At 69.2% G+C, this 25,819-nt stretch carries 27 protein-coding genes and 1 riboswitch; of the genes, 18 read left to right on the forward strand and 9 right to left on the reverse strand.

The genetic code is table 11. The features are described 5' to 3' along the window. Window positions 1–2: 2 nt before the first annotated feature. The 6 genes from FBZ88_RS01355 (at window position 3) to FBZ88_RS01380 (ending at window position 5,376) form a co-directional block, all read left to right on the forward strand. On the forward strand, window positions 3–338 hold the full coding sequence (locus FBZ88_RS01355; RefSeq protein WP_088873140.1) for a lipid-A-disaccharide synthase N-terminal domain-containing protein: 336 nt from the start codon (window positions 3–5) through the stop codon (window positions 336–338). A 15-nt stretch (window positions 339–353) separates the two neighbouring features. After that, a complete protein-coding gene (locus tag FBZ88_RS01360) occupies window positions 354–2,171 on the forward strand; it encodes an ArnT family glycosyltransferase (protein WP_145615053.1) in 1,818 nt (605 codons plus the stop codon). Window positions 2,172–2,185: 14 nt separating this feature from the next. Continuing rightward, window positions 2,186–2,842, forward strand: coding sequence for a phosphatase PAP2 family protein (locus FBZ88_RS01365; RefSeq protein WP_145615054.1), 657 nt, complete (start codon window positions 2,186–2,188; stop codon window positions 2,840–2,842). Window positions 2,843–2,861: 19 nt separating this feature from the next. Next, a complete protein-coding gene (locus FBZ88_RS01370; protein ID WP_145615055.1) occupies window positions 2,862–3,329 on the forward strand; it encodes a RidA family protein in 468 nt (155 codons plus the stop codon). Between the two features lie 86 nt (window positions 3,330–3,415). Next, window positions 3,416–4,639 (forward strand): GNAT family N-acetyltransferase, encoded by a 1,224-nt coding sequence (locus FBZ88_RS01375; RefSeq protein ID WP_145615056.1) that lies wholly within the window; start codon window positions 3,416–3,418, stop codon window positions 4,637–4,639. Continuing rightward, on the forward strand, window positions 4,636–5,376 hold the full coding sequence (locus FBZ88_RS01380) for an alpha/beta fold hydrolase (protein WP_145615057.1): 741 nt from the start codon (window positions 4,636–4,638) through the stop codon (window positions 5,374–5,376). The genes FBZ88_RS01375 and FBZ88_RS01380 overlap by 4 nt, the downstream gene beginning before the upstream one ends. Here FBZ88_RS01380 and FBZ88_RS01385 read toward each other — a convergent pair whose 3' ends face one another. Both FBZ88_RS01385 and FBZ88_RS01390 read right to left on the reverse strand, forming a co-directional pair. After that, entirely contained in the window at window positions 5,377–6,150 is a 774-nt protein-coding gene (locus FBZ88_RS01385; RefSeq protein ID WP_145615058.1) for a sulfite exporter TauE/SafE family protein, read from the reverse strand. 86 nt (window positions 6,151–6,236) lie between these two features. Then, the gene (locus tag FBZ88_RS01390) at window positions 6,237–7,004 is read right to left on the reverse strand and encodes a helix-turn-helix transcriptional regulator (protein WP_186464136.1); all 768 of its coding nucleotides are present in this window, start codon (window positions 7,002–7,004) and stop codon (window positions 6,237–6,239) included. 130 nt (window positions 7,005–7,134) lie between these two features. On the opposite strand from FBZ88_RS01390, the gene FBZ88_RS01395 reads away from it, so the two are divergent. After that, window positions 7,135–7,737, forward strand: a complete 603-nt coding sequence (locus FBZ88_RS01395; RefSeq protein ID WP_145615060.1) for an acyl-homoserine-lactone synthase — start codon at window positions 7,135–7,137, stop codon at window positions 7,735–7,737. A 13-nt stretch (window positions 7,738–7,750) separates the two neighbouring features. After that, window positions 7,751–9,079, forward strand: a complete 1,329-nt coding sequence (locus tag FBZ88_RS01400; RefSeq protein ID WP_186464137.1) for a cytochrome P450 — start codon at window positions 7,751–7,753, stop codon at window positions 9,077–9,079. Window positions 9,080–9,085: 6 nt separating this feature from the next. Here the strand turns inward: FBZ88_RS01400 and FBZ88_RS01405 are convergent, their stop codons facing one another. After that, window positions 9,086–10,312, reverse strand: a complete 1,227-nt coding sequence (locus FBZ88_RS01405) for an SAM-dependent methyltransferase (protein WP_246138442.1) — start codon at window positions 10,310–10,312, stop codon at window positions 9,086–9,088. Window positions 10,313–10,325: 13 nt separating this feature from the next. Next, entirely contained in the window at window positions 10,326–11,189 is an 864-nt protein-coding gene (locus FBZ88_RS01410; RefSeq protein WP_326486103.1) for a DUF1365 domain-containing protein, read from the reverse strand. A gap of 216 nt (window positions 11,190–11,405) precedes the next feature. On the opposite strand from FBZ88_RS01410, the gene FBZ88_RS01415 reads away from it, so the two are divergent. The 4 genes from FBZ88_RS01415 to FBZ88_RS01430 all read left to right on the forward strand — a co-directional run bounded on the left by FBZ88_RS01415 (window position 11,406) and on the right by FBZ88_RS01430 (window position 14,114). Beyond that, window positions 11,406–12,032, forward strand: a complete 627-nt coding sequence (locus FBZ88_RS01415; protein ID WP_246138443.1) for a sigma-70 family RNA polymerase sigma factor — start codon at window positions 11,406–11,408, stop codon at window positions 12,030–12,032. Between the two features lie 8 nt (window positions 12,033–12,040). After that, window positions 12,041–12,712 carry a ChrR family anti-sigma-E factor gene (locus tag FBZ88_RS01420; RefSeq protein WP_186464138.1) on the forward strand — a complete coding sequence of 224 codons (672 nt, stop codon included), beginning with the start codon at window positions 12,041–12,043 and terminating at the stop codon, window positions 12,710–12,712. A 3-nt stretch (window positions 12,713–12,715) separates the two neighbouring features. After that, a complete protein-coding gene (locus FBZ88_RS01425; protein ID WP_246138444.1) occupies window positions 12,716–13,552 on the forward strand; it encodes a DUF1295 domain-containing protein in 837 nt (278 codons plus the stop codon). A 73-nt stretch (window positions 13,553–13,625) separates the two neighbouring features. Beyond that, window positions 13,626–14,114: a hypothetical protein gene (locus FBZ88_RS01430; protein WP_145615065.1), complete on the forward strand. Its 489-nt coding sequence runs from the start codon at window positions 13,626–13,628 to the stop codon at window positions 14,112–14,114. Here the strand turns inward: FBZ88_RS01430 and FBZ88_RS01435 are convergent. The 3 genes from FBZ88_RS01435 to FBZ88_RS01445 form a co-directional block, all read right to left on the reverse strand. Beyond that, a complete protein-coding gene (locus FBZ88_RS01435) occupies window positions 14,093–14,512 on the reverse strand; it encodes a DUF2177 family protein (protein WP_246138445.1) in 420 nt (139 codons plus the stop codon). The genes FBZ88_RS01430 and FBZ88_RS01435 overlap by 22 nt on opposite strands. A 103-nt stretch (window positions 14,513–14,615) precedes the next feature. After that, a complete protein-coding gene (locus FBZ88_RS01440) occupies window positions 14,616–14,852 on the reverse strand; it encodes a hypothetical protein (RefSeq protein ID WP_145615066.1) in 237 nt (78 codons plus the stop codon). Between the two features lie 49 nt (window positions 14,853–14,901). After that, entirely contained in the window at window positions 14,902–16,503 is a 1,602-nt protein-coding gene (locus tag FBZ88_RS01445; RefSeq protein WP_246138446.1) for a DEAD/DEAH box helicase, read from the reverse strand. 395 nt (window positions 16,504–16,898) lie between these two features. Beyond that, window positions 16,899–17,128, forward strand: a riboswitch (cobalamin riboswitch). A 139-nt stretch (window positions 17,129–17,267) separates the two neighbouring features. On the opposite strand from FBZ88_RS01445, the gene FBZ88_RS01450 reads away from it, so the two are divergent. Further along, on the forward strand, window positions 17,268–19,310 hold the full coding sequence (locus FBZ88_RS01450) for a TonB-dependent receptor (protein ID WP_246138447.1): 2,043 nt from the start codon (window positions 17,268–17,270) through the stop codon (window positions 19,308–19,310). Here the strand turns inward: FBZ88_RS01450 and FBZ88_RS01455 are convergent, their stop codons facing one another. Then, entirely contained in the window at window positions 19,311–20,030 is a 720-nt protein-coding gene (locus FBZ88_RS01455; RefSeq protein ID WP_186464139.1) for a 4'-phosphopantetheinyl transferase family protein, read from the reverse strand. A gap of 228 nt (window positions 20,031–20,258) precedes the next feature. On the opposite strand from FBZ88_RS01455, the gene FBZ88_RS31200 reads away from it, so the two are divergent. Next, a complete protein-coding gene (locus FBZ88_RS31200; RefSeq protein ID WP_281290088.1) occupies window positions 20,259–20,393 on the forward strand; it encodes a hypothetical protein in 135 nt (44 codons plus the stop codon). Between the two features lie 6 nt (window positions 20,394–20,399). Continuing rightward, window positions 20,400–20,987 carry a hypothetical protein gene (locus tag FBZ88_RS01460; RefSeq protein ID WP_145615068.1) on the forward strand — a complete coding sequence of 196 codons (588 nt, stop codon included), beginning with the start codon at window positions 20,400–20,402 and terminating at the stop codon, window positions 20,985–20,987. Between the two features lie 74 nt (window positions 20,988–21,061). Here the strand turns inward: FBZ88_RS01460 and FBZ88_RS01465 are convergent, their stop codons facing one another. Beyond that, window positions 21,062–22,603, reverse strand: coding sequence for an acid phosphatase (locus FBZ88_RS01465; RefSeq protein WP_425465775.1), 1,542 nt, complete (start codon window positions 22,601–22,603; stop codon window positions 21,062–21,064). A gap of 160 nt (window positions 22,604–22,763) precedes the next feature. Here FBZ88_RS01465 and FBZ88_RS01470 point away from each other — a divergent pair, with 160 nt between their 5' ends. The 3 genes from FBZ88_RS01470 (at window position 22,764) to FBZ88_RS01480 (ending at window position 25,794) form a co-directional block, all read left to right on the forward strand. Then, entirely contained in the window at window positions 22,764–23,960 is a 1,197-nt protein-coding gene (locus tag FBZ88_RS01470; protein WP_145615070.1) for a cytochrome-c peroxidase, read from the forward strand. A gap of 191 nt (window positions 23,961–24,151) precedes the next feature. Next, on the forward strand, window positions 24,152–25,228 hold the full coding sequence (locus FBZ88_RS01475) for an EAL domain-containing protein (RefSeq protein ID WP_186464140.1): 1,077 nt from the start codon (window positions 24,152–24,154) through the stop codon (window positions 25,226–25,228). Between the two features lie 173 nt (window positions 25,229–25,401). Further along, window positions 25,402–25,794, forward strand: a complete 393-nt coding sequence (locus FBZ88_RS01480) for a catalase-related domain-containing protein (RefSeq protein ID WP_145615072.1) — start codon at window positions 25,402–25,404, stop codon at window positions 25,792–25,794. Window positions 25,795–25,819: the final 25 nt, after the last annotated feature.

A 25,819-nucleotide genomic window follows, 5' to 3' on the forward strand; every position in this document is an offset into this window, starting at 1 on the left:
CCATGGTGTGGGACCATATCGCGCAGTTCCTGATGCACTGGTGGCAGGCAGCGTTGGGCAAGAACGGCTGGATCGCCGCCTTCGGCCTGTTCGGCCAGGCCATGTTCATGTCGCGCTTCATCGTGCAGTGGATTTCCAGCGAGCGCGCCGGCCGCAGCGTCGTGCCCGTGACCTTCTGGTATTTCAGCCTGGCGGGCGGCGCCCTGGTGCTGCTGTACGGCCTGCTGAAGCCCGACCTGGTCATCATCGCCGGCCAACTGCCCGGCCTGGTGGTCTATGCCCGCAACCTGCACCTGATCCATAAGCACAAGCGCGCCGAAGCCGCCGCCGCGACCTGACGGGACGCCCGATCGATGAACGACACCTTCCGCCCCGCCGTCCTGCGGCCCGTGCACTATGTCATCCTGGCGCTGCTGGCGCTGGCGACCTTCCTGCCGGGCTTCACCACCATCCCACCCTTCGACCGGGATGAGAGCCGTTTCGCCCAGGCGACGCGGCAGATGCTGGAAACCCGCGACTTCGTGTCCATCCGCTTCCAGGATGAGGCGCGCAACAAGAAGCCGGTGGGCATCCACTGGCTGCAGAGCGCCACGGTCACGGCCGTGCAGGCCGTCACCGGCGAGCACGACCCCGAGGCCACGCCCATATGGGCCTACCGCCTGCCCTCGCTGATCGGCGCCGTCGCCGCCGTGCTGCTGACCGCATGGGCGGGCCAACTGCTGTTCGGCGCCACCGCCGGCTTCGGCGCCGCCCTGCTGATGTCCGTCTGCGTCCTGCTGAGCGTCGAGGCGCGCATGGCCAAGACCGACGCCGTGCTGCTGGCCACCGTGGTGGCCGCCATGGGCGCGCTGGGCCGCATCTACCTGGACCGGCGCAAGCCCATGCCCCCCACCTGGGGCCTGACGCTGACCTTCTGGATCGCCCTGGGCGTGGGCATCCTGATCAAGGGGCCGGTCATCCTGCTGCCCGTGCTGGGCAGCATTATCACCCTGGGCTTCGCCGATCGCGACTGGTCCTGGCTGAAAAGCCTGCGCCCCCTGCCCGGCCTGGCCATCGTGCTGGCCATGGTGCTGCCTTGGGCCATCCTGATCGCCATCGCCACCAAGGGGCAGTTCTTCGCCGACGCCATCGGCCACGAGTTCCTGGGAAAGGTGAATTCGGGCCAGGAGAAGCACGCCGGCCCGCCCGGCTATTACCTCATCACCTTCTGGCTCAGCTTCTGGCCGGGCAGCCTGCTGGTGGGCCTGGGGGCCGCCTGGGCCTGGCGCCGCCGCCATGACGACGCCGTGCGCTTTTGCCTCGCCTGGATCGTGCCCACCTGGCTGATCTTCGAGGCGGTGGCGACCAAGCTGCCCCACTACGTCCTGCCCACCTTCCCCGCCCTGGCCTTCCTGGGCATGGCGGCGCTGCTGTCACGCATCGACGCCAAGGCCGCAGCCGAGAAGGCCGCCAACCGCAACGTCCCCCGGGAGGAGCGTGTGCGGCCGCCGCTGGCCGGCCGCATTGCCCGCTGGGCCGTCATTGTCCTCTATCTGGTCATCACCGGCGCGCTGGCCGTGCTGGGCGCAGGCGCGCCCCTGCGGCTGGAAGGCACCAACCTGCCGGCCGGCTTCGTCGCCGGCGGCCTGGCGCTGGCCACCGGCATCGCCTTCGTGGTGCTGGAGCGTATCGGTTGCCTGAAGCGGCTGACCCTGGGCGTCGCCGCGGGCGGGGCCCTCAGCATGATCTCCATCCTGGGGCTGGTCATGCCCAGCCTGAAGGCCATGTGGCTGAGCCCCGCCATCGCCCAGGCTGTGGCCGACCACCGCCTGTGCCCCACCACCGTGCTGGCGGCCACCGGCTATACCGAGCCGAGCCTGGTGTTCCTGGTGGGTACCAAGACCAAGCTGGGTGAGCCCGACATGGTGGCCAACCACCTGGCCGACGACCCTGGCTGCGCCCTGGCCCTGGTGCGCGACAAGGAAGAGCCGGCCTTCGCCGCCCAGCTCGCCGCGCGCGGTCTGTCGCCGGAGCTGATCAAGCACTTCCGGGGCTTCAACTATTCCCGCGGCAACTGGGCCAACCTGGCCCTGTACCGCGCCGGCGCCCCCCAGAACGCGCCGGCGGCGACCGAACCCGCGCCCCAACCGCCGGCAGCGGACCAGCCGGCCCCGGCGACGCCGCAGCCGTGAACCGCAGGACGTTGATGGCCTGGGCCGGCTTCCTGGTGCTGGAGGCCGGCTTGGTACTGTGGATCGACCGGCCCTTCACCGGGTGGGCGGCCGATCTGCCGCCCTGGATCAGGGCCCTCAGCCATCACCTGACGCGGGCGGGCGACAGCCTCTACAGCCTTGTGCCCCTGGGCCTGGCGGCCATTGCCCTGGTGACCGCCCGCGCCCAGGCGGAGGGGGCGCAACGCGAACGGCTGGGCCGTTGGCTGGGGGCCGTGGTCTTCGTCTTCCTGGCGGTCGCCCTCTCCGGCCTGGCGGTGGACGCCGTCAAGGCCGTGGTGGGCCGCCCCCGGCCGGTGGTGTTCCTGACCGAAGGCGCCATCTGGCCTCAACCCTTCCACATGGGCTTCCGCTACTACTCCTTCCCTTCGGGCCACGCCGACACGCTGGTGGCGCTGGCCCTGTCGGTCGGTATCCTCTGGCCGCGCGGGCGGCTGGGGCTGTTGGCACTGGCCCTGGCGCTGGCCACCACCCGGCTGTGGGTGGGCGCGCACTATCCGTCCGACGTGCTGGGGGGTGCGGCCACGGCGGTGCTGACCACCCGGCTTTTACGCGATAGCTTCACACGCCGCGGCTGGCTGCCGGCGCCGGATGGCGCTATGGTCCGGCCGCAAGAACCGTTTCAATCGTAACGACCCACTGGAGGACACCATGGCCGGCCGTATCGACGCCCGTCTGCAAGAACTCGCCATCGAACTGCCGACCCCGGCCATCCCGGTGGCGGCCTATGTGCCGGCCGTGCGCACCGGCAACACCCTGTTCCTGTCCGGCCAGGTGACCTTCTGGAATGGCGAGCTGCGCTGCGTCGGCAAGCTGGGCGACAATTTCACCGTCGAGCAGGGGCAGGAAGCCGCCCGCCTGTGCGCGCTGAACCTGATCGCCCAGGCCAAGGCCGCCCTGGACGGCGACCTGGACCGCGTGGTGCGCGTGGTGAAGCTGGTGGGCTTCGTCAACTCCACCGCCGACTTCACCGACCAGCCCAAGGTCATCAACGGCGCCTCGGAAACCTTCGTGCAGGTTTTCGGCGATGCCGGCCGCCATGCCCGCTCCGCCGTCAGCGCCGCCTCGCTGCCCCTGGGCGTGGCTGTGGAAGTGGAAGCGATCCTGGAAGTGGCCTGAAGCCGCATACCTGTTCGCCCGCCCTTGTTAAATGCCCGCCGGCACCCGACTATTTACGTCGGGTGCCGATGGAGCGGGATAGCGTGATGGCGGATGGAAGCAGCGACTGGACGGCGGGTCTCAAGGTGGCCGTGGCGCCACGTATCGGCGCGCTGGACGCGGCGGACTGGGACCGGCTCGCGGCCAGTGACGCCTATCCCGGCCATCCCTTCACCCACCATACCTTCCTGCGCATTCTGGAGGACAGCGGCTCCGTCGGGCGCAAGACCGGCTGGCTGCCGCAGCACCTGACGGTGCGCGACGCCCAGGGCCGCCTGGTGGGCGCGGCGCCTATGTACCTGAAGTCCCATTCCTACGGCGAATACGTGTTCGACCAGGGCTGGGCCAACGCCTATGAGCGTGCCGGTGGGGAATATTACCCGAAGCTCCAGGTTTCCGTCCCCTTCACACCCGTGACCGGGCCTCGCCTGATGGCGGACCCCGCCTGCCCCGATCCCGACGGCGTGCGCCGCTTGATGGTGGCGGCGTTGCGCGCCGCGGCGGTGGACAACAAGCTGTCGTCCGTCCACGTCACCTTCCCCACCCCGGAAGACAGGACCGCGCTGACGGGCGCCGGCTGGCTGGACCGCCATGGCATCCAGTACCATTGGGAGAACCGGGGCTACCGCGACTTCGCCGACTTCCTGGGCGCCTTCAGTAGCCGCAAGCGCAAGGCGGTGCGCAAGGAACGCCAGGCCGTGGCCGACAGCGGTGTGGAGCTGCTGACGCTGACCGGCGCCGAGCTGCGGGAGGAGCACTGGAACGCCTTCTTCCGCCTGTACAACGCCACCAGCGACCGCAAGTGGGGCTGGGCCTACCTGACGGAGGATTTTTTCCATCGGCTGGGGGCGGAGATGGCGGACAGTGTCGTCCTGGTCATGGCCCGCGATCCCGCCCGACCGGATGCGAAAGGCCGCCCCACCTGGGTGGGGGGTGCCCTGAACCTGATGGGCGATGACACCCTGTACGGCCGCAACTGGGGCTCGGCCGGGGATTATCCCTTCCTGCATTTCGAGGCCTGCTATTACCGCGCCATCGAATTTGCCATCGCGCGCGGGCTGAAGCGGGTGGAGGCCGGCGCGCAGGGGGAGCACAAGGTGCAGCGCGGCTATCTGCCCGTCACCACCTACAGCGCCCACTATATCGTCGATCCCGCCCTGCGCCGCGCCGTGGCCGATTTCGTGGCGCGGGAACGGGAAGGCGTGGCCACCGACATCGAGACGCTGATGGCCGAAAGCCCCTATCGCCAGGGCGACGGCGGATCCGAATGAATCAGGTCCACCGGCTGTCCGTGGGCGCCCACGGCCTGAGCGTCCTGGCCGCCGGGCCCGATCCGGTGGAACAGGCCGCCCGGCCCATCATCATGGTGCACGGCACGCCGGGCAGCGCCGGCGGCTGGCGCTGGTTCCTGGGGCACGGGCCCAAGGGGGTGTCGCTGCTGGCGCCCGACCGGCCCGGCTTCGGCCGCAGCGAACCGAAACAGGCGCTGATCGGGCTGAGGGCGCAGGCCGGCCGCCTGGCGCTGCTGCTGTCGCTGAACCCGGCCAATCCGCCGGCCATCCTGGTGGGTCATTCCATGGGCGGCCCGGTGGTGGCCCGCCTGGCCCTGGAGCAACCCCACCGCGTGGCGGCACTGGTGCTGGTCGCGACCTCCTTCGATCCGGACCTGGAGCACCAGCACCCGCTGCAGCCCTGGGCGGACCGGGAGCCGTGGCGCCGTCTGTTGCCCCGCCCCCTGCGCAATGCCAACCGGGAATTGCTGACCATCGTGCCGGAGCTGCGCGCCCTGGCGCGCGACCTGGGCCAGGTGCGCTGCCCCGTCGTCATCCTGCACGGCACTGCCGACCGGGAATCGCCCTACGGCAACGTCGCCTATCTGCAGCGCCACCTGACCCATGCCATGGTGGAGGTGCGCACGCTGGAGGGGGCCGGCCACTTCCTGCCCTGGACCCGGCGGCGGGACGTGCTGGCCGCCATCGAGCGGGCGCGGACGCTGTGCGCCGCGTGATCAGAAGGGCGCCTGGTCCAGCACGCCGAAAGCCAGGCTGAACAGCAGGGCCGCGTTCAGGAGCATGAGGGGCGGGGTGATCCAGGCGGCCAGGCCGGCGAACTGCCGCCCCACGGCGCGCCCCGCCACCGCCACGGTCATCAGGCTGGGCACCGTGCCAGCGGCAAAGGCCGCCAGCACCAGGGCGCCACCAGCGGCGGAGCCGCTGCTGACCGCCGCCGCCAGGGCGGCGTAGACCATGCCGCACGGGATGAAGCCCAGCAGCACACCCAGGAAATAGCCGTGGAGGCCGCGCGGGTCGGCGAAAAGGCCGCGCAGGGGCCGCGCCAGCAGGGCCGTCAGTCGGGCCGCTCCCGCCGTCCCCAGGCTGAACCGTCCCGCCGGAACCAGGCGCAGCAGGCGCGGCGCCACCCGGCCCAGGCCCACCAAGCCCTGGCGCAGGAACAGCAGCGCGGCGATGCCCAGGAACAGGGCCAGCAGCCAGCGATATTCCGTCGCCCGCACCACCAGGCCGGACAGGCCGCCCGCCACCGCGCCCAGGCCGGCGTAGGTGGTCAAACGCCCAAGGTGATACGGCAGCAGCAGGGCGCCACCGGCCCGCGTCAGCGCCGGGCCGGACGCCTCCCCCGTCGCGCCCACCTGGGCCAGCACGAAGGGACCGCACATGCCCACGCAATGGCCGAAGCCACCGGTCAGGCCCGCCATGAACACGGCGGCCATCAGCGCGGGCAGGCTGAGGGGGGCGGATTGCAGCAGGGACAGATGGTCGTGCATCGAGCGATGTCCGGATCAGGATCTGCCTCCAGCCATAAACCATGCGCCGGCCGCATCACTTGATCCGGATCAGTCGTGCCGCCTTTTTATGGCGCGATCAGCCGCAGCTGCACCGCCACCGCGATGGCGTGGTACTTGCTGTGCACCCCCAGCTTGCGCATGGTGTTGGTCAGGTGGAATTCCACGGTGCGGTCGGAAACGCCCATGATGTCGGCCGTTTCCGCCCGCGTCTTGCCCCGGCAGGCCCACACCAGGCATTCCCTCTCCCGGTCCGTCAGCGAGGGCGGGACCAAGGGCGGCAACGCCACTTCGCGGCGCAGGCTCAGCGCCCGCTCATGATAGAAGGAGCCGGCCAGGCGCAGCCAGGCAGGCCGGTGTTCCGGCCGGTCCAGCAGATCCGGTTCCTGGCGCCAGAACAGGCTGATCAGGGCGGAAGCAGGGAAGCCGTGGCCATCCACCGCATGCAGCGGCAGCACGAAGCCCTGGCGGTAGCCAAAGTCGCGGGCGATATCCATGACCTGCCGCGCCCGATTGCGCGCCCCCCGGCCGCCGCCCCTGGCAGGCCGGAATTCCGGAACATCGGCCCAGGTGAAGGGCGCGTTGGTGGTGGCGGCCCGGTTGACCACCGGGTCGTATCCCAGAAGATCCTCTGCCAAATAGGTCTCTAGAAAATCCGGTCGCAACGACGTCTGGTAGAACGGTACGGGCTCCTCGGCAATCGGCAGGCGCCGCACGTCAACGTAGCTGGCGGCGTCGAAGCCCAAATCAGCGACCTGTCTGTCCAGGGCGGTCTTCAAAGCGTCCAAGGTTCCGGCGGACGTGAACGCCGACAACATCTCCTCGATCTCTCGCATGGCCATCTCTTCATCGCGGGTGGATGCCTCGACACGGCCGGCGCGAGGGGAATACCCCGGCATATGCCCAGCTTTTTCGAAGCCCCTAACGATGTCGTACTGACCCCGGAAAAACGGGCGGAGTTGGACCATGTCATCGTTGCGCGTCGTGAGTTTTTCAGGACCGGACTCACCGGAGCTGCTGGCCCAAGCCTGGCGGCTGCGGCATCGGGTTTTTCGTGAAGGCTTGGGCTGGGACGTGGCCTCGGTCGATCTGCTAGAGTTCGACGGATTCGACCGGAAGGCCTGGCACTGCGCGGCACTGCAGGGGGGCCGCATGGTGGGCTATTGGCGGGCGCTGCCCACCACCGAACCCTATCTGCTGGAACGCGACTTTCCCATGCTGCTGGGGGATAGGCCGGCCCCCCACGCCCCGGACGTGTGGGAAATCAGCCGCTTCGTCATTTGCCCCGACGTGGCCAACCGGCGTGACGTCGGCAAGGTGCTGGTGCAGGCCATCGGCGCCTTCGGCGTGGCGCGCGCCGCCAACCGCCTGATCGCGGTGGTGGAACCAGCCTTCGGCCGCTTTGTGCGCCTGTGCGGCCTGCCGGTAACGGAGGAGACGGCCCCCATCCATGTCGGCCAAGGCCACAAGGGCGACATCCATGCCGTGATCATCGCCCTGGATGTGCCGGCCTACGCTGGCAGCCCCTCATCCAGTATCACCGCCGGCGCCGACCCGCGCGCCGCTTGAGGGAGACCAATCCATGAGCTTCATCACCACCCTGCGGCGCGCCGTGCTGGGCGATCTGCCCGATTTCGCCGCCGATCCCATCGGCTTCGTCGAGCGCCACGGCATCGGCGCCGATGCCCCCGTGGCCCTGCGCCTGGGCCCCAAGCCCGCCTTCCTGATCAGCCATCCGGCGGGCTTCCAGCGCGTGCTCGTGGAAAACCGTGACGCCTATGGCAAGGGGGCCGAACAGGCGCGCCTGCGCCCCCTGTTCGGCGAGGGCATGGTGACCGCCAGCGGCCCGCGCTGGGAAGCCGCGCGCCAGGCCGCCAAGGCCGCCTTTTCGCAAAGCCGCCTGAACCACGGGCTGGAGCTGGCCCTGTGCGTGCTGGCGCGGGAAGCGGCGGGCCTGGCACGGACCAGCGGGTCCGAGATCGACCTGCATGGTCTGATGGGCCGGCTGACCATGCGCATGGTGATCGCGGCCCTGTTCCATGAACGGCTGGAGGACGCGGCGGCCGCGGATGCCATCTACCGGGCGGGCTGCGTCGCCCATCGCCATCTCAGCCTGTCCATGTGGCGGCTGGTGGATCTGGATATGTACCTGCCCACGCGGGAAGGCCGGTCCTTCCGCGGCGCCATCGCGGAAATGGAACGCCAGATCGCCGGCTTCGCCCAGGCCCCCAAGGGCTTCCTGGCGGCCTTGCACCCCCTGGTCGCGGAGTACGGCCCGGCGGTCATGCGGGACGAGGCCATCACCGCCCTGGTGGCGGGATTCGAAACCACGGCCACCGCCGGCTGCTGGCTGGCCTACGCCCTGGCCCGGCGACCGGATCTGGCCGCCTGGCTGCGGCAGGAGGTGGAGGAGAGGCTGCCCGCCGATGGGGAGATGCGCCCCGGCCTGCTGCGCGATCTGCCCCGCACCCGCGCCCTGGTGCAGGAGGTGCTGCGCCTCTACCCCAGTGCCTGGTGGTTCGCCCGCACGGCCCTGGCCGACGACGTGGTGTCGGGCGTGCCCATTCCCAAGGGCACCTCGATCCTGCTGTGCCCTTGGGCCCTGCACCGCCGGCCGGACCAGTGGGCGGACCCGCTGGAACTGAAACCCAGCCGCTTCCTGGAAGGCCCGCAGCCGGACAAGTTCGCCTATGTGCCCTTCGGCGCCGGCCCGCGCACCTGTATCGGGGCACAGCTTGCGACGGCGGAGCTGACGGCCCTGGCCGCCATGCTGGTCACCACCTTCGACATCGAAGCGCTATCCGGGCCGCTGGCCGCCCAGGTGCCGGAGGGCGGCATCACCCTGGGCGCCCCCCGCGCCGGCATGAAGGTGCGCCTGTCGGTGCGCGAGCCCCTGCGCAGAGTGGCCTGATAGGCCTCAAGCACCGGACGCCGGCACCAGGCGATAGAGTCCGACATCGATCAGGCCGGCGCGGAACCCCGCCTCGCAATACGCCAGGTAATAATCCCATAGCCGGCGGAAGCGGGGCGGGAAGCCCTGGGCCTGGATATCGGCCCAGGCGGCATGGAAGCGACGGCGCCATTCCGCCAGGGTGCGGGCGTAGCTGTCGCCAAAGGTTTCCGCCCCATCCAGTCGCAGCCCGGCCGCCGCCGCCTCCCGCGCCAGGCGGCCGGGGGGCGGCAGCATGCCGCCCGGGAAGACGTGGCGTTGGATGAAATCGACATTGCTGCGGTAATGGTCGAAGCGGGCATCGTCGATGGTGATGACCTGCAGCACCGCCACCCCATCATCGGACAGGCGCTGGCGCAGCGTCCGGAAGTACAGCGGCCAGTAGCGTTCCCCCACCGCCTCCAGCATTTCGATGGAAACGATGCGGTCATAGGTGCCGGTGACGTCGCGATAGTCCTGCAGGCGCAGATCCGCGCGACAGCCCAGATCGGCCTCGATCAACCGGTCCTGCGCCGCCGCCAACTGGGCGGGTGACAAGGTCAAGCCGGTGACGTGGCAGCCTTCGCGCGCGATCCGTTCCGCCAAGCCACCCCAGCCGCAGCCGATCTCCAGCACCCGCTCCCCGCCGCTGATGCCCAGCAGTTGGACGATACGGTCCAGCTTGACCGCCTGCGCCGCCTCCAGTGATTGGTCGGGAGACGTATAGAGGGCGGAGGAATAGGCCATGCCCTGGTCCAGCCAGCGGGCATAGAAGTCATTCCCCAAATCATAATGGGCGATGATGTTGCGGCGGCTGCCGGCCCGGGTGTTGGCGCGGCCGCGATGCAGCAGTCGGTTCACCATGCGGGTTAGCGGCGTGCCGGCCATGGCGCCGTCCAGCCGGGAAATGTTGCGCGCCGCCAGTTCCAGCAAGGCCGGCAGGTCGGGGCTGGACCAATCGCCATCGGCATAGGCCTCGGCGAAGGCGATGTCGCCGCCCAGCGCCAACCGCCGCACGGCGCGCCAGCGATGGAGTTCCAACACGCCCTCGGGCCCAGGCTGCGCCGCCCGCCGCGTCAGCCGGTTGCCGTCCGGCAACCGCACCGTGATCTGCCCCACCGCCAGCCGCGCCGTCAGGCGCGACACCAGGGCGGCAGGCAGCCGTTGCAGGGATGGGGATGAGGCCACGGGGGTGGGAGAGACGTCCAATGACATGGGTGGTGAAGTCCTAGAGGCCAGGGTCGGCGGAGGTGACGATGGTGACGGAGCGGGGCGGCGGCGGCGGGCTGGACCGGAAGCCGACCCCCTTCAGCCACAGCTTCAGGGCCTGCCAGTGGATCGCGGCCACGACCTTCCAGGTCAGCAGCGGCTGCGCCACCCAAGCAACCAGGACGCCGACATCAGTCAGCGCCAGGCGCCGCCCGCTGAAGCAGGCCGACAGAATGGGCGCGGACCGACCGTCCCGGTCCTCGCCAGGGCGCACCTGAATGGCAACGGTCAAGCGCTCTGCGGGCGGGGACACACGGAACTCATACCGCGCGTCCATGTCCAGGAAGGGAGAGACATGAAGGTGTTTGGTGCAGTGCTGGCGCACCACGCCATCGGCGGTGGCCTGGGCATCCACCGGGATGACGTAGCTGTGCCGCAATCCAAAGGTGTTGTTCACCTCATGCACCAGGGCGCAGAGCGTGCCGTCGCGGCGATGGCAGAAATAAATGCTGATGGGATTGAAGACGTAGCCCAGAACGCGGGGCATGCACCACAGCCGGATCGCACCGCCGTCGTAGCCGGCTCCGGCCTCGGCCAGCAGTTCCGCCACCTGGTCCGCCAGGGGCCTGCCAGAACCGTCCCCATGATCCGCGTCATGAAAGGAGAGCAGATTGAAACTGTTGTGGGAGAAAAGCCGAAGCCGCAGGTGCAGGGCCGGCAGCTCATCCAGGTCCAGCAGCATGGACCAGACGCGATAACGCAGATGGTGGCGGCGCGGCCAGGTGCGGCGGTGGGCCACCCAGCCCCGGTAGAGGGCGCTGTGGCCAGACATTGGGGCGCCGGGGTTCCCCGCATCCGCCAAGTCCGCATCCATGTCCGACATCGGCCCCATGCCTCCCACGCCCGGCAGTAAAAGCTTGTGCCCCCTATACGCGCCAAGGTGAATGCTGGATCAGTCGCTAGAGCGGCTGATCCAAATCCGCCGTGGTTCGTATAGAGTGGCATGCATGACGCTCGCACCCTTCGAACCGCATCCCCCCGCCGCCGGCCATCGACCGGCCGGCCCAGCATGTCCTGGTCCCGGCCGGGGGACGGCCGCTTGACCGGCGGTGGAGATGGTATCCTGCCGGAAGGCCGCGCCGCGGCCGGCGCCACGGCTGGCACGGTCGTGTTGGAGGATGTGCACGCCCGCCACCTGCGGGCCATCGCCACACAGGGCGACCGCGCCGCGTTCTCTGCCCTGTTCCGGCATTACGCCCCCCGTATCAAAAGCTATCTCCTGACCACCGGCCTGCCGTCCATGGAGGCGGAGGAGCTGGCGCAGGAGGTCATGCTGACCGTCTGGCGCAAGGCGGCCATCTTCGACCCGTCCCGCGCGCGGGCCGCCACCTGGATCTTCACCATCGCCCGCAACCTGCGCATCGACGCGGCGCGCCGCAGCCGCGCGGCGGAGGCCGCCGTGGCGCAGGAAAGCCTAACGCCGTCCGAGCCGGAACCGGCGGACGACCTGTTGTTCGCGGCGGAGGCGGCGGACCGCCTGCGCGCCACCCTTGACACCCTGCCCCCGGATCAATTGGCGGTCGTGCGGCTTTCTTTCTTTGAAGACGCGCCGCACCCGGACATCGCCCGCCGCCTGGGCATTCCACTGGGGACGGTCAAGTCGCGCCTGCGCCTGGCCATGGCCCGCCTGCGTGGCGTGATCGATCCCGGGGGGGCCGAACGATGATCGCCGCCATGCGCCCTCCCCCCTCCCTGCCCTGCCCCACCCACCATCCCGACGCTGACCTGCTGTCACGCCACGCGGCCGGCACCCTGGCTGACGGCCCCGCGCTGGTTGTGGCCACCCACCTCGACTTCTGCCCCGTCTGCCGCCACCAGGTGCGGGCATGGGAGGCGCTGGGTGGCGCACTGCTGAACAGCCAGCGTCCCGTGGCGCTGGCCGATGACGCGCTGGAGCGTACGCTTGCCCGGCTCGATGGCGCCCGGCTGGAAAGTAAACGGCCGCTTGCCGACGTGCCCGCCCTTGACGCCGATCCGATGCTGCCCCCCGCCTTGCGCCGCCAGCGCTTGGGCCCCTGGCGCTTCGTCGCACCCGGCATCCGGGGACGCGCGGTGCGGGTCGACCCTGCCCAGGGCTATAAGGTCATGCTGTTCCGGGTGGCGGCGGGCATGGCCATACCCATGCACGGCCATCGGGGCCAGGAATACACCTGCGTCGTCGACGGCGCCTTCAGCGACGTCTTCGGCCGCTTCGCCTCCGGCGACATGGCGGCGGTGGATGCCAGCGTGGATCACCAGCCGCTGGCAGAGCCGGATGGCGACTGCCTGTGCCTGATCGCCGTGCGCGGCCGGCTGCGCATCCACAGCCTGCTGGGCCGCCTGGTCCAGCCGCTGGTCGGGCTCTGACCCTTGGCGCCCGTCCTTCTGCTGGCGGCCGTGGCACTTGGCCAATGCGCCATCATGGCCCTGGCCTGGGCCATTCAGCGGCGCACCCGCCAATCGGGCTGGGTGGACACGTGCTGGTCGCTGGCCGTCGGCGCGGGTGGCTTGGCCGCTGCCCTGGTTCCCGTGGACGGGGCGCCCCTCACCGCCCGCCAAATCCTGGTCGCCACGCTGGTGGGGCTGTGGTCGGCGCGGCTGGCCGCCCATATCGGGGCGCGCACCCGGGGCGGCGGTGACGATCCGCGATATGCCGAGCTGATGCGCGTTTGGGGGTCGCGGGCACCTGCGCGCCTGTTCTGGTTCCTGCAAAGCCAGGCCGTGGCCGCGGCCCTGCTGGGGTTGACCGTCTATGCCGCCGCCCGTAACCCCGCACCGGGCCTTGGCGGCATGGACCTGCTGGGAACGCTGGTGCTGCTGGGAGGCATTGCCGGCGAAGGGATGGCCGACGCCCAGCTGGCCCGCTTCCGCCGACGGCCCGATGCCCATGGCCGGGTCTGCGATGCGGGCCTGTGGCGCTGGTCGCGGCATCCCAACTATTTTTTCGAATGGCTGAGCTGGCTGGCCTATCCCTGCTTCGCCCTGGCACCGGGGCCGGAAGGGCTTTGGCCTTGGGGCTGGCTGGCCTTCGTCGGCCCCCTCATGATGTATGTCCTGCTGGTCCATGTCTCCGGCCTGCCGCCGCTGGAGGCCCATATGGCCCGGTCCCGGGGGGCTGCGTTCGCCGACTACTGCCGACGTACCAGCGCCTTCTTCCCCTGGCCGCCCCGGCGGGACACTGAGGCGGGACACGGAATAGATCCTTGACCGTCCGCCCCACCGGACGATTAGCTGGCGGGGGCGATCGGCCGCCCGGGGGATAGCGTATCGGGGGATGGGCATGCGGCAAGGGATGAAGATGGGGGCGGTCCTGGCCTTGGTCACCGGCCTGGCGCTAGGCGGGTGCTCCGGCGATGACCCCATGGGCCCCGGACCGGACCAGAAGATGTTGCAGGCCGCCTGCGCCCTGGACCTCCACACGACCCGCCCCACAGGCACGGACGTGCTGACCATGTACCGGATCGAGCTGCCGCTGACGCCGGTGGACGTACGGCGTGTCGAATCCACCGTTCTGGCGGATGGGCGCGACACTTACTACGTGCGCGCCAAGTTCAACGGCCAGGTCTGCATCGGCGGCGATGTCACCCTGGTGTCATTGGCCGGTGGCAAGGTGCATGTGCACTATGAGATAGCGGATTTGGCGCACGTGGACATGATGGGAAAGCCCATCTTCGTGCGCCTGACCCTGGACGATACCTTCGACTATACCCCAGGCCAGACCGTGAACCGCACGGCCGGCGGCAACCATTATGGATTCTTGCTGAAATAGAGGGCGGTGGTGCAGCCGGCCGCCGCCGCCACGGCGGTCAAAATGGTCCCCCACGCCATGTCCAGCGCGCTCAGCCGGGCGGACCACAGGCGCAAGGTGGCATGGTTGGTAAGGTCGTACGTGCCGTAGGTGAGAAGACCGAACACCGCGCCGCGCATCAGCGCCTGCATCAGCGGCGCCTCCGACCGCGTCGCCGGTTCCACGCAAAAGAAGACGATGCCGCCCGCCATGAGCAGGTAGAACACGGCAGCCGGCCCCAGACGCGGCTGGGGCGCCACCATGTCGCCCATCACCTGGCGGTAAAACCCAACCATGCGGGTCAGCCAGACGGCATCCAGGGCCAGGAAGGCGATAAGGGTCGCCGCGTAGATCGCGGCCTGGCGCAGCAGTGGTCCCAAGGCCTTTTCCTCCCCGCAAAGCCAAAAAAAGAAAAACGCCCCGGGCCTGGGCACGGGACGTTTCTCAATACGCGTCGGCGATGCGGATGGATCAGCCCGGCGCTCACCGGACCGGCGAGCGGGTCAGCGTCTTGATGCGGCCACGCGGGTTGCCGGACATGGCTGCAATTTCGCGGTCCTGCGCCTCGATGATGGCGCGGGCGGGCTCGTCACCGTCCAGGCCGCCCAGTTCGGACGAGGGGACGCGGCGGTTGGACGACCGCGAACCATCGTCATACAGGACGTCGAACAGGACGAATTCGCTGACGGACTTGGATTTCGGCTTGCTGCTGCGGCCCATGGGGACCTCCTCTTCCTAAAGAACCATCAAAACTCAGACGTGGTGCGGCTCAGCGGCGGCGGCGCGGACGGTTGCGATCCTCGCGCGACGGCTGCTGGTCTTCGTTGGCGTTCAAGGCCGCCACGAAACTGGAGAACTGGGTGCCACGGCCATCCTGCACGGGGCGCGGCGCGGCCGGACGGGGGGCGTTGGGACGCTGCCCTTGCGGCTGGGCCGGACGCTGACCCTGCGGGCGCGCTTGCTGCTGCGGACGGCCGCCCTCGGGACGCACCCCTTCAGGACGCGGGCCCTGCGGGCGGTTGCCCTCCGTCCGGGCCGGCCGCTGGCCGTCGTTACGGGCTGGCCGCTGGCCATCATTCCGGGCGGGCCGTTGGCCCTGGGGCCGAGCCTCTGCCTGACCCTCGGCGCCGCGCTGGCCGCGGGGCTGCCCGCGACCGCCATTGCCGCCGCCGTTGCGCGGCTGGCGGGCCGGCAGGGGCGGACGGCTCACCGGGGCGGCGGCGGCCTGGGGCGTGGCCTCGGGCCGCTCACCCACCGGGATGGACTTGCGGATCAGCTTCTCGATGTCGCGCAGGTAGGCGCGCTCATCCCCATCGGCCGTGCACAGCGACACGGCGACGCCGGAGGCGCCGGCACGGGCGGTGCGGCCGATGCGATGCACATAGGTCTCCGGCTCGTTGGGCAACTCAAAGTTCACCACGTGAGTGACGCCGTCCACGTCGATGCCGCGCGCGGCGATGTCGGTCGCCACCAGCACGCGCACGGTGCCGGCGCGGAAGCCGTCCAGCGCCTTCTGCCGCGCATTCTGCGACTTGTTGCCGTGGATGGCGGCGGCCTCGATGCCCGCCTGCTCCAGCTGGGCCGACACGCGGTTGGCGCCGTGCTTGGTGCGGGTGAAGACGATGCTGCGCTGCATGCCGGCGTCACCCCGGATCAGGTCGACCAGCACATGGCGCTTTTCTGCCGCCGGCACGAAGATGACCTGCTGCGTGATGCGCTCCGCCGTCGTGGAAACGGGCGTGACCTCGACCCGCAGCGGGTCGCGCAACATCTTGTTCGCCAGCTCCGACACGTCGGCCGGCATGGTGGCGGAGAAGAACAGCGTCTGCCGGTTGGCCGGCAGCTTGGCCATGATCTTCCGCAGGCTGTGGATGAAACCCATGTCCAGCATGCGGTCGGCTTCGTCCAGCACCAGCACCTCGACCTTGTCCAGGCGCACGTGGCCCTGGGTCATCAGGTCCAGGAGGCGGCCGGGCGTGGCCACCAGGATATCGATGCCGTTGGCCAGCGCCTTCACCTGGCTGCCCTGGCCGACGCCGCCCAGGATGACGGTGTGGCTGAGCTTCAGACCCACGCCGTAATTGGTGATGCTCTCGCCGATCTGCACCGCCAGCTCACGCGTCGGGGTCAGGATCAGCGCGCGCGGCATGCGCAGCGGCAGGGCCGAGGGGGCGGCCCCCAGGCGCTGCAGGATGGGCAGGGTGAAGGCGGCGGTCTTGCCGGTGCCCGTCTGGGCGATGCCCAGAATGTCGCGGCCCTCCAGCGCATGGGGAATGGCCCGCGCCTGGATGGGGGTGGCGGTGTGATGGCCCAGCTGGGCCAAAGCGGCCTGAATCTCAGGCCGCAGGGAAAGGGTGTCGAAAGCGGTCAATGTCTTGGAATCCCAGGGCGACGCGCCGGCCGCGTTCGTTTCTCGCGGCCGCGGATCGCGGTCAAGCCCTTGCCCGGGCGCGTGCCGGCAGGCATGTGTCAGAAGGTCGAGTATGCCCTGGGTGCTACAGGGGCGATTTGGCCGCCACCGCTACGCGCCACCCGGGGGATACCGCCGGACCCAGCGGCCCGGCATGGGAACGGATGATGCCATCCATTCCTTAAGACCGCATAAGTGGCTGTGAGCGGTCCCAGGTACAAGGGAAATCGCTCGAAGCCCCCCGAATTGCTGCCATGCCCCGGCGTGGGTGGCCGTTGTCACACAACCGCCAAGCTTGTGCGCCAGGGTGCTCACCCCCGCGCTGCCACATCGCGTTTGCATGCGCCTGCAATTCCCCGTAGAAAAGCCCTGACGGTTCCCGCCCTGTCCGGGCGGGATGAAAAGGGAACGCGGTGGGGAATTCCCTCCCCGATGCCGCGGCTGCCCCCGCAACTGTGAACGGCGAGCCCGACACCATCCCCGCGCATGCTATCGCGGTGGGGATCGAAGCCACTGGGAAACCGGGAAGGCGGTGCCAGGGTGATGACCCGTGAGCCAGGAGACCTGCCGTCACGCCGTGGTCACGCACGGGCACATTGGGCGGGGTGCACCAGTGGGGAAAGGGCGCCCGCCGTTCCGGCCGTTTGGGGAATATCCAGGCCGATGGTGGGTGATCCGATCTTTGGCCCGTGGTGACGTGTCACGTTGCCAAAGGCCAACCAACCATGGGTCGTTTCCTTACCGGAATAACAACATCGCTGCTATTGCTGAGCTGCCCGGCCGCCCTTGCCGCCGGCATGGACGACGACGCGTCGTCCCCCGTCCCCCTCGACGACGTGGTGGTCACCGCCGCCCGCCGCGACCTGATCGGCACGGCCGCCACCTCCAGCCAGGGCGTGGTGGTGAAGGAGGAACTGGATCTGTTGCCCGCCTATCGCGTGGGCCAGATGCTGGAGACGGTGCCCGGCCTGGTGGTCACCAGCCATAGCGGCGAGGGCAAGGCCAACCAGTATCTGCTGCGTGGCTTCAACCTGGACCACGGCACCGACATGGCCACCAGCGTGGACGGCATGCCGGTGAATATGCGCACCCATGCGCACGGCCAGGGCTACACCGACCTGAATTTCGTGATTCCCGAGCTGGCCAGCGGCATCGGCTACACCAAGGGCCCCTACTTCGCGGCGCAGGGTGACTTCTCTGCCGTCGGGTCCATCCAGATGGGTTACCTGGACGAGGTTCCGGCCCAGGTGGCGCTGACGGCGGGCACGCTGGGCTATCAGCGCGCCTTCGCCGCCGGCACCACGAAGTTGGGCGCCGGCCAGCTGATGGCGGGCGGTGAGCTGGTGCATTATGACGGCCCCTGGGACCATCCGGACAATTTGCGCAAGGGCAACGCCGTGCTGCGCTACAGCCAGGGCGCGCGGGACGACGGCTTCAGCGTGACGGCCATGTATTACCGTGGCCTGTGGAACGCCACCACCGACCAGCCTGAACGCGCCATCGCGCAAGGCCTGATCGGCCGCTATGGCACCCTGGACCCCACGGATGGCGGCCAGGCGCGGCGCATGAGCCTGTCGGGCACCTTTGCCATGCCGGTCGAGGCCGGCTGGCTGGCTGGCGGCGAGGTGACGGCCAACGCCTATGTCATCAACAACCAACTGACGCTGTGGAACAACTTCACCCATTTCCTGGACAATCCCGTCCAGGGCGACCAGCACGCCCAGGATGAGAACCGCATGGTGGCCGGCGGCGCCGTCAGCTACAGCCGGCTCGTGAACCTGCTGGGCCTGGACCATGAGGTGGTCGCCGGCCTGGACACCCGCTTCGACGATGTGCATGTCGACCTGCGGGCGACCCGGGCCCGCGTGGCCTATGCCCAGCTGAGCAACGACAACGTTCAGGAGACCGGCGGCGGCGCCTATGTCCAGGCGACCAGCCATTGGACGCCCTGGCTACGCACTGTGGTGGGCATGCGCGAGGATTACCTGACCGCCACCGACCACGGCAGCAACGCCGGCGTGGTGGCCGCCCGCCTGTTCCAGCCCAAGGGCAGCGCCATCGCCACCCTGTGGCAGGGAACGGAGGTCTACCTCAGCGCCGGCCGCGGCTTCCACAGCGACGACGTGCGGGGAGCATCGCAGGGGAACGCCCCCTTGCTGGCCAAGGCCGATGGCGAGGAGGTGGGCATCCGCAGCACCATCCTGCCCAACCTGACCGCCACGCTGACGGCCTTCCAGATGGATTTCGTGTCGGAGTTGACCTACGACGCCGATGTCGGCCAGACGGAGGCCGGGCGCCCCAGCCGCCGGCGCGGGGTGGAGTTGAACACCACCTACAACCCGTTCAGCTGGCTGGAATTCTACGGCAGCATGGCCTTCAGCCACGCCCGCTATACCGACAGCGATCCAGCCGGCAGCTTCATCCCCGACGCGCCCAAGCTGATCGGCTCGCTGGGCATCTATCTGCGTGACCTCGGCCCCTGGTCAGGTGGGGTGGAATACCGCTATTTCGGCGCCCACCCGCTGGTCGAGGACAACAGCGTGCACTCGTCGGGCAGCCAGGAATGGAACCTGACGGCCAACTACACGCTGCAAAGCGGCCTGCGCTTCGGCATCGGCCTCTACAACGTCTTCGACAGCAAGGATGACGCCGCCGACTATTATTACACCGACCGCCTGAAGGGCGAACCGGCGGAAGGTGTCGGCGATCTGCACGCCCACCCGCTGGAGCCCCGCTCCGTCCGGTTTACCGTGGCCCAAAGTTTCTGATCACCACAGGTCGGCCAGCCCCTCCTCCATCACCAGATCGGTGGGGGGCTGGCCCTTCCCTTCAATCCAGGCCGGTCCCATCCAAGCCACGGCGGCCGCGTGACCGCTGGACAGGTCGCGCACCCACAGCCGGCAGGCCTGGCCCACCGGTAGGGAGCCGCCGTCGCGGATCAAGGTCGGGCCATCCAGCGCGATCGCGAAGCTGTCGGTGGGCAGCGACAGGCCCAGGCCCAGGGCCTTGATGTAGGCCTCCTTCAGGGTCCAGAAGGTCACTAGGTCCGGCCCGCTGCGCCCGGCGGGGCGGGCATCCAGCCAAGCCAGTTCCTCCGCCGCGAACATGGCCGTCGCCAACTCCGCCCCGATGCGGCGTTCGCCGCGCTCCACATCCACGCCTATCCGTGTGCCAACCTCCAGGGTCACGGCACAGGCCACCAGGCCGTCGGTGTGCGACAGGTTGAAATCCAGCCCCGCCGGCGCGTCCACCAGACCAGGCTTGCCCTGCGGTGTGAGGGGGGCGAAGGCCAGCGCCGCCGGCGGCCGGCCTAGCAGGCGGCCCAGCCACAGCCGGGCCAGGCCGTGGGCCGCCACATATTCCCGCCGGTTGACCTCGAACACGAAGCGACGGGCCCGCGCCCGTTCCCCCTCATCCAGCAGGGGCCACAGGCGGTCATAGGCCGCGTCATCCAGCGTGCTCAGGGGCAGGGTCCGCAGCAGCGGCATGGTCATTCGTTCAGGCGACAGGGGATCAGAAAGCCCGGCCAGAACAGGCGCCCGGCCGCCCCCTGTCAAGGGCCCGGTCCCCCGGCCCCCAACCGACGCGGTAATCCATATATTGCCCCGCTACGGCTGGGGATATCCCCATCGCCGAAGGTATTGCCGCCCTATCCGGAAAATGATCCCCCGAATCCCCAAGGAACACGGCGTGCGGCCAGCCTGTTGAAGCGCAGCATGACCGTGACCGGAGCCCCGACGACTATGCCCAACCGCCGCAACGCCCGCCGCATCCTGGCCGCCACAGTGGCGCTGGCGACCGTGTCCGCCGCGCTCACCGCCCAGGCGCAGACGGCCGATCCGGCGGGCTGAGGTCCCTTGCTGAGCGTCGGGCCGGTGGTCAGCACCCTGGGCCTGGGGGCGGAGGTCGGTGCCCGCTTCGATGACCGTTTCGGCCTGCGCCTGAACGCCAACGGCTTCAGCTTTTCCGCCAACCACACGGTGCGCGACGTACGCTATGACGGCGACGCCACGCTGGAGTCCTTCGGCCTCCTGGCCGACCTGCATCCCTTCGGCGACGGCTGGCGCGTAACCGCCGGCGCGCGCCTGAACCTGAACGAGGTCGACCTGAAGGGTACGCCGCAAAACGCCACCTACACCATCCACGGCATGACCTACACCGCCAGCGAGGTCGGCAGCCTGAACGGCAAAATCGCCTTCAACCGCTTCGCCCCTTATATCGGCGTGGGCTATGAGGGCGCGGTGGCCGACCGTTGGCGCTTCGGCTTCGACCTCGGGGCCATATACCACGGCACGCCCAAGGTCTCCCTCGACGCCAGCGGCCCCGTCACCACCACCCCCGACTTCGAAAGCCGCCTGGAAGCCGAGCGCCAGGAACTGCGCGACGATGTGAAGGACTACAGCTGGTACCCGGTGCTGAGCCTGACGGTGAAGTACGCGTTCTGAAGTGAAACGGGCTGAAACGAAAACGGGCGCCGTCGCCGGCGCCCGCTCCGCTTAAATCCGAACCCCTCGGCCATCTATTTCTGGGCGAGATCCAGCGCCCCGGTCAGGTCGCCCAGGGCCGGGCTGCCGTTGGCGGCCAGGGCGGCGTCGCGCTGCTTGATGCCTTCCAGCTTGGGCAGGTCGAAGCGGCGGGTGATGAAGCGCAGAATGGAGGTGGTGTCGTAGAAGGTGTGGTCGATATAGCCCTTCCTGGCATAGGGCGAGATGATGATGGCCGGGATGCGGGTGCCGGGACCCCAGCGGTCGGCCTTGGGCGGGGCCACGTGGTCCCAGTAGCCGCCGTTCTCGTCATAGGTCACCACGACCAGCATGTTCTTCCACTGCGGCGAGGCCTGCAGGTGCTTCACGATGTCGGCGATGTGGGCGTCGCCCGAGGCCACGTCGGCATAACCGGAATGCTGGGTCAGGTTGCCCTGGGGCTTGTAGAAGGTGACGGTGGGCAGCGTGCCGGCGTCGATGTCCTTGATGAAGGCCTTGCCCTCCAGCCCGCCGTCGCGGAGGTGCTCCTTGCGCGCCTTCGTGCCCGGGGCGGTGCTGGCGAAGTAGTTGAAGGGCTGGTGGTGGTACTGGAAGTTGGGCACGGGCTCGGCGTTGCCGTGGTCCAGCGTCGCCTGCCAGGCACCGCTGTACCAGGCCCAGCTCACCTTCTTCTGGCTCAGCAGGTCGCCGATGTTGGTCATGGTCTGCGGCGGCAGGGTGGTGGGGTTGGCCGGATCGGCCAATGCGGGATCGCCGCCCTGCGCTGGCTTGTTGGCGCTGGGCTGGTAGGACGGCTGCATGGTGTTCACGGCATAGAAGTCGGGCGTCAGGTTGCCGCTGTTCACGAACTTCGGCGCGCCCTCGATGGCCGACTTGGGCGAGTTGGGCGCCAGCGTCAGGCTGACGCGGTCAGGCTCCACCACCGAGATCGAGCCCTTGGCCGGGCCCTGGTCGGCATGCGGGTAATAGGGCGCGCACGAGCAGATCAGGACGAAGTGGTTGAAGAAGGAACCGCCGAATCCGCCCATGAAGAAGTTGTCGGCCAGCGTGTACTGCTGCGCCAGCGTCCACATCGCCTGCTTGGCACCGTCGTAATGGCCCATGACCAGGGCGCCGCTGTCGGCATAGGCCACGAACTTGTCGTTCTTGCCGCCGTCGATCTGCATCTGGTTCTCATAGAACCGGTGCACCAGGTCGCGGGTGATGACGCCCTGGCCCAGGTTGAAACCCTTGGGATCATCGATGGCGAAAGGCTGGTTGGGCAAATGCTCCGTCTGGGCCTGCGTCACCTCCGGCGTCACGCCACGGGCGGTCAGGCCCTTCCAGATGGGGGGCAGTTCCTTGAGGACGGACCCGTCGCGGTCGCGCTGCGCCAGACTGTCCTGGGGCGCGTCGGCGATGCCGTTGGCGCCGGGGAAGGTGCCGTACAGGTTGTCGAAGCCGCGGTTTTCCGCGTAAATCACCACCACGGTCTTGATCTTGTCCAGGTCATCGGCCGGCTTGGCCGCCATCGCCCGGTCACCAAACCCTGCCATGATGCCGGCGGCCAGCGCCACCGCGGCCACACCCTGACGCAAGCTTCCGCTCCGCCCCATGCCCATTGCCATGATGTTCCCCTTCTTCGTCGTTTCGCTTTTGCTGAAGGTCTTATACGCAGACACAAAAAAACACATCCCCCGGCGCGGCCGCGTCGCGCTGGGTGCGGCGATTTTCCTGGGCCTGGGGGCCGTCTGGCTGATGGTGCCGCCCCCCGCCACGGCCCAGGGCCTGAGCCGGGCGGAGGTGCGCCGCCAGGCGGCGGCCCTGGCGGAGGTGGGGCGGCGGCTGTTCTTCGACCCCGGCCTGTCGGCCAGCGGCACCCTCGCTTGCGCGAGCTGCCACGACCCGGCGCACGCCTTCGGCCCGCCCGACGGGGCGGCTGTGCGCCTGGGCGGTGCGGATGGCAGAACGCCGGGCCTGCGCGCCGTGCCGTCCCTCATGTACTTGCAGGACGTCCCCCCCTTCGCCGAGCACTACCGCACGCCGGAGGATGAGGGGGACGAGAGCATCGACAACGGCCCCACCGGCGGCCTGACCTGGGACGGCCGGGTGGACGGCCAGCGGGAACAGGCCCGCGTGCCCTTGTTCGGCCCGTTTGAGATGGGCAACACCGATCCCGCCGACCTGGCGGGCCGGCTGGAGCGGGCGGGCTATGGCGCCCAGTTGCGCGGCGCGGTGGGCGTAACGGCGGGGGAACAGGCGGATGTGGTGGACCTGGCGCTGCGGGCGCTGGACGTCTTCCAACAGGACGGGGCCCTGTTCCATCCCTACACCAGCAAGTACGACGCCTTTCTGGCAGGCAAGGCGACGCTGACGGACGACGAACGGCGCGGGCTGGAGGCGTTCGAGGATCCGGCGCGGGGCAACTGCGCCAGCTGCCACATCAGCCGGCGGGGCAACGACGGCACGCCGCCGCACTTCACCGACTATGGCTTGATCGCCATCGGGGTGCCGCGCAACCGCGACATCCCGGCCAACGCCGACCCCCGCTATTTCGACCAGGGCCTGTGCGGGCCGCTGCGCACGGATTTCACCGGCGTCGCCGATTACTGCGGCCGTTTCCGCACCCCCACCCTGCGCAACGTGGCGCTGCGCCAGGTGTTCATGCACAACGGCGTCTTCCACACCCTGCGGCAGGTGATGGAGTTCTATGCGGAGCGCGACAGCGACCCCGGCAAATGGTACCCGCGCCGGACCGACGGCAGCGTCATGAAGTTCGACGACCTGCCGGTGGCCGCGCAGGGCACAGTACTGGCGGCCGTCAACATGGAGGCGCCCTTCGGCCGGCACCCGGGCGACCCGCCGGCGCTGAACGAACGGGACATTCACGACATCATCGCCTTTCTGGGCACCCTGACGGATGGCTGGTCGGCCCCGAAAACCGCCGGACCATAGTCCAGGCGCATCTCAGGATGATGACAGTTGGCCGCACTTGGGCGACCGGCGGCTAACACCTAGGTAGGGATTACCGCATTGGGATGCCGTCTCCATGATCCGCACCGTCGATGACGGGGATGACGGGGCAACCAGCGATGGCCATCACAGTGAAATTGCATCCTATGAGGCATCCTGCGGGGCATGCCCGCATGATTCACGAGCATGCCATGTTCCTGCCCCTGCTTTCCCCCACCCGGCACGACAGTGGTTTACTGAACCTGCTGGCCGGTGGCGCGCTGCTGGTCGTCCTGCTGGCCGTCCTGACCTGGGACGGCCTGCGCGACGTGGTGGCGGAGGCCACGGGCCTCAGCATGGCGCGGGGGGAAATGCTGAGCCTGCTGGCCCTGGTGGCCATCGCCGGCCTGGTCGTCTACCTGGCCCGCCGCATCTGGGACCTGATCCCCCACACCCGCTTCTCGACAGAGGAGCGGCGCATCCTGCGCAGCCTGCCCCAGGCGCTGGCGCGCGGCGAGATTCAGCCGCACTTCCAGCCCGTGGTGGACGCCGACACCGGCAAGGTGGTGGCGGTCGAGGCGCTGGCCCGCTGGGTCAAGGCCGACGGCACCATGCTTTCGCCCGGCCAGTTCATCGGCCTGGCGGAGCGCGGCGGCCTAATCCGCCTGCTGACCAAGGCCATCGTGGAACACGCGGTACGCACCGCCGCCACCTGGCGCGAGTTGCACGACCTGGACATCCCCATCTCCATCAACCTGTCGGTGGAGGATCTGGAGGCCAGCGACCTGGTGGACCACCTGATCACCCTGTGCGACCAGTACGGCGTGCCCCATGGCGCCATTCGGGTGGAATTGACGGAAACCCAGTCGATCGTGCATTTCGATGTGGTCAACAAGGCGGTGACCACCCTGCGGCAGGCCGGCATGGCCGTGTACCTGGACGATTTCGGCACCGGCTACGCCTCGCTCAGCGTGCTGCACCGCATTCCCTTCACCGGCATCAAGCTGGACCAGAGTTTCATCCGCACCTTGCGCGACGACCCCCGCGCCGACGCCATCGTGCGGGCCAGCGTGGCCATCGCCTGCGATCTGGGGCTGTCGCTGGTGGCGGAAGGGGTGGAGGATTGGGAGACGCGCGACCGCCTGAGCCAGATGGGCGTGCGCCACATCCAGGGCTATGTCTACGCCCGGCCCATGCCGGCATCCGACCTGATCGCCTTTGCCCAGCAGGCTCAACCGGCGGCCCAGCCGGCCCTGACCTTGTCGCTGTAAGCGGATCTTTCCAGGCCGGCCCGGCGCGGCCCAATGTCGCCACACAGACGAACAAAAGGCCGCTGCCCCGTACAATCCAAGGGCACCGGCGACGATCATGCTGGGCATCGTTGGATCAACCGGCCGCCTAGTCCCCGTGTCCGCGCGTGCCCAGCCCGTAGGAGATGACGTGAATGGCCCGCTATCCCGCCCTGTTCTGCATGACCTGCGGCCGCGTCGAATCCGTGCCCGGTATGGCCGACCTCAGCCATCAATCCGCCGCCAACGACCGGGCCGACGCCAACCGGGCGGACGCGATGGTGGTCCCAACGCCCAGCAGCCCAACGCTCAATGAAGGAGCACGCATCATGGCCAGCATGAACGCCCTGTTCCGGCTGTTGAGCCCGGCGCAGCGGGCCATCCTGATGGACGATGTCGCCGCCAGCATGCGGGGCATGCCCGTGGCCCTGCAACAGCGCCAGCTGGCCCATTTCGGCCGCACCGACCCGGCCTACGGCGCCGGCGTCGCCGCCCGCCTGGGCGTATCGCTGCCCACCCTGGTGGATGCCGGTAACCAGGCCGGGTGACCGGATGGTCCCCGGCCTGGAATTT

The sequence above is a fragment of the Nitrospirillum bahiense genome (assembly GCF_007828025.1).
Taxonomy (GTDB): domain Bacteria; phylum Pseudomonadota; class Alphaproteobacteria; order Azospirillales; family Azospirillaceae; genus Nitrospirillum; species Nitrospirillum amazonense.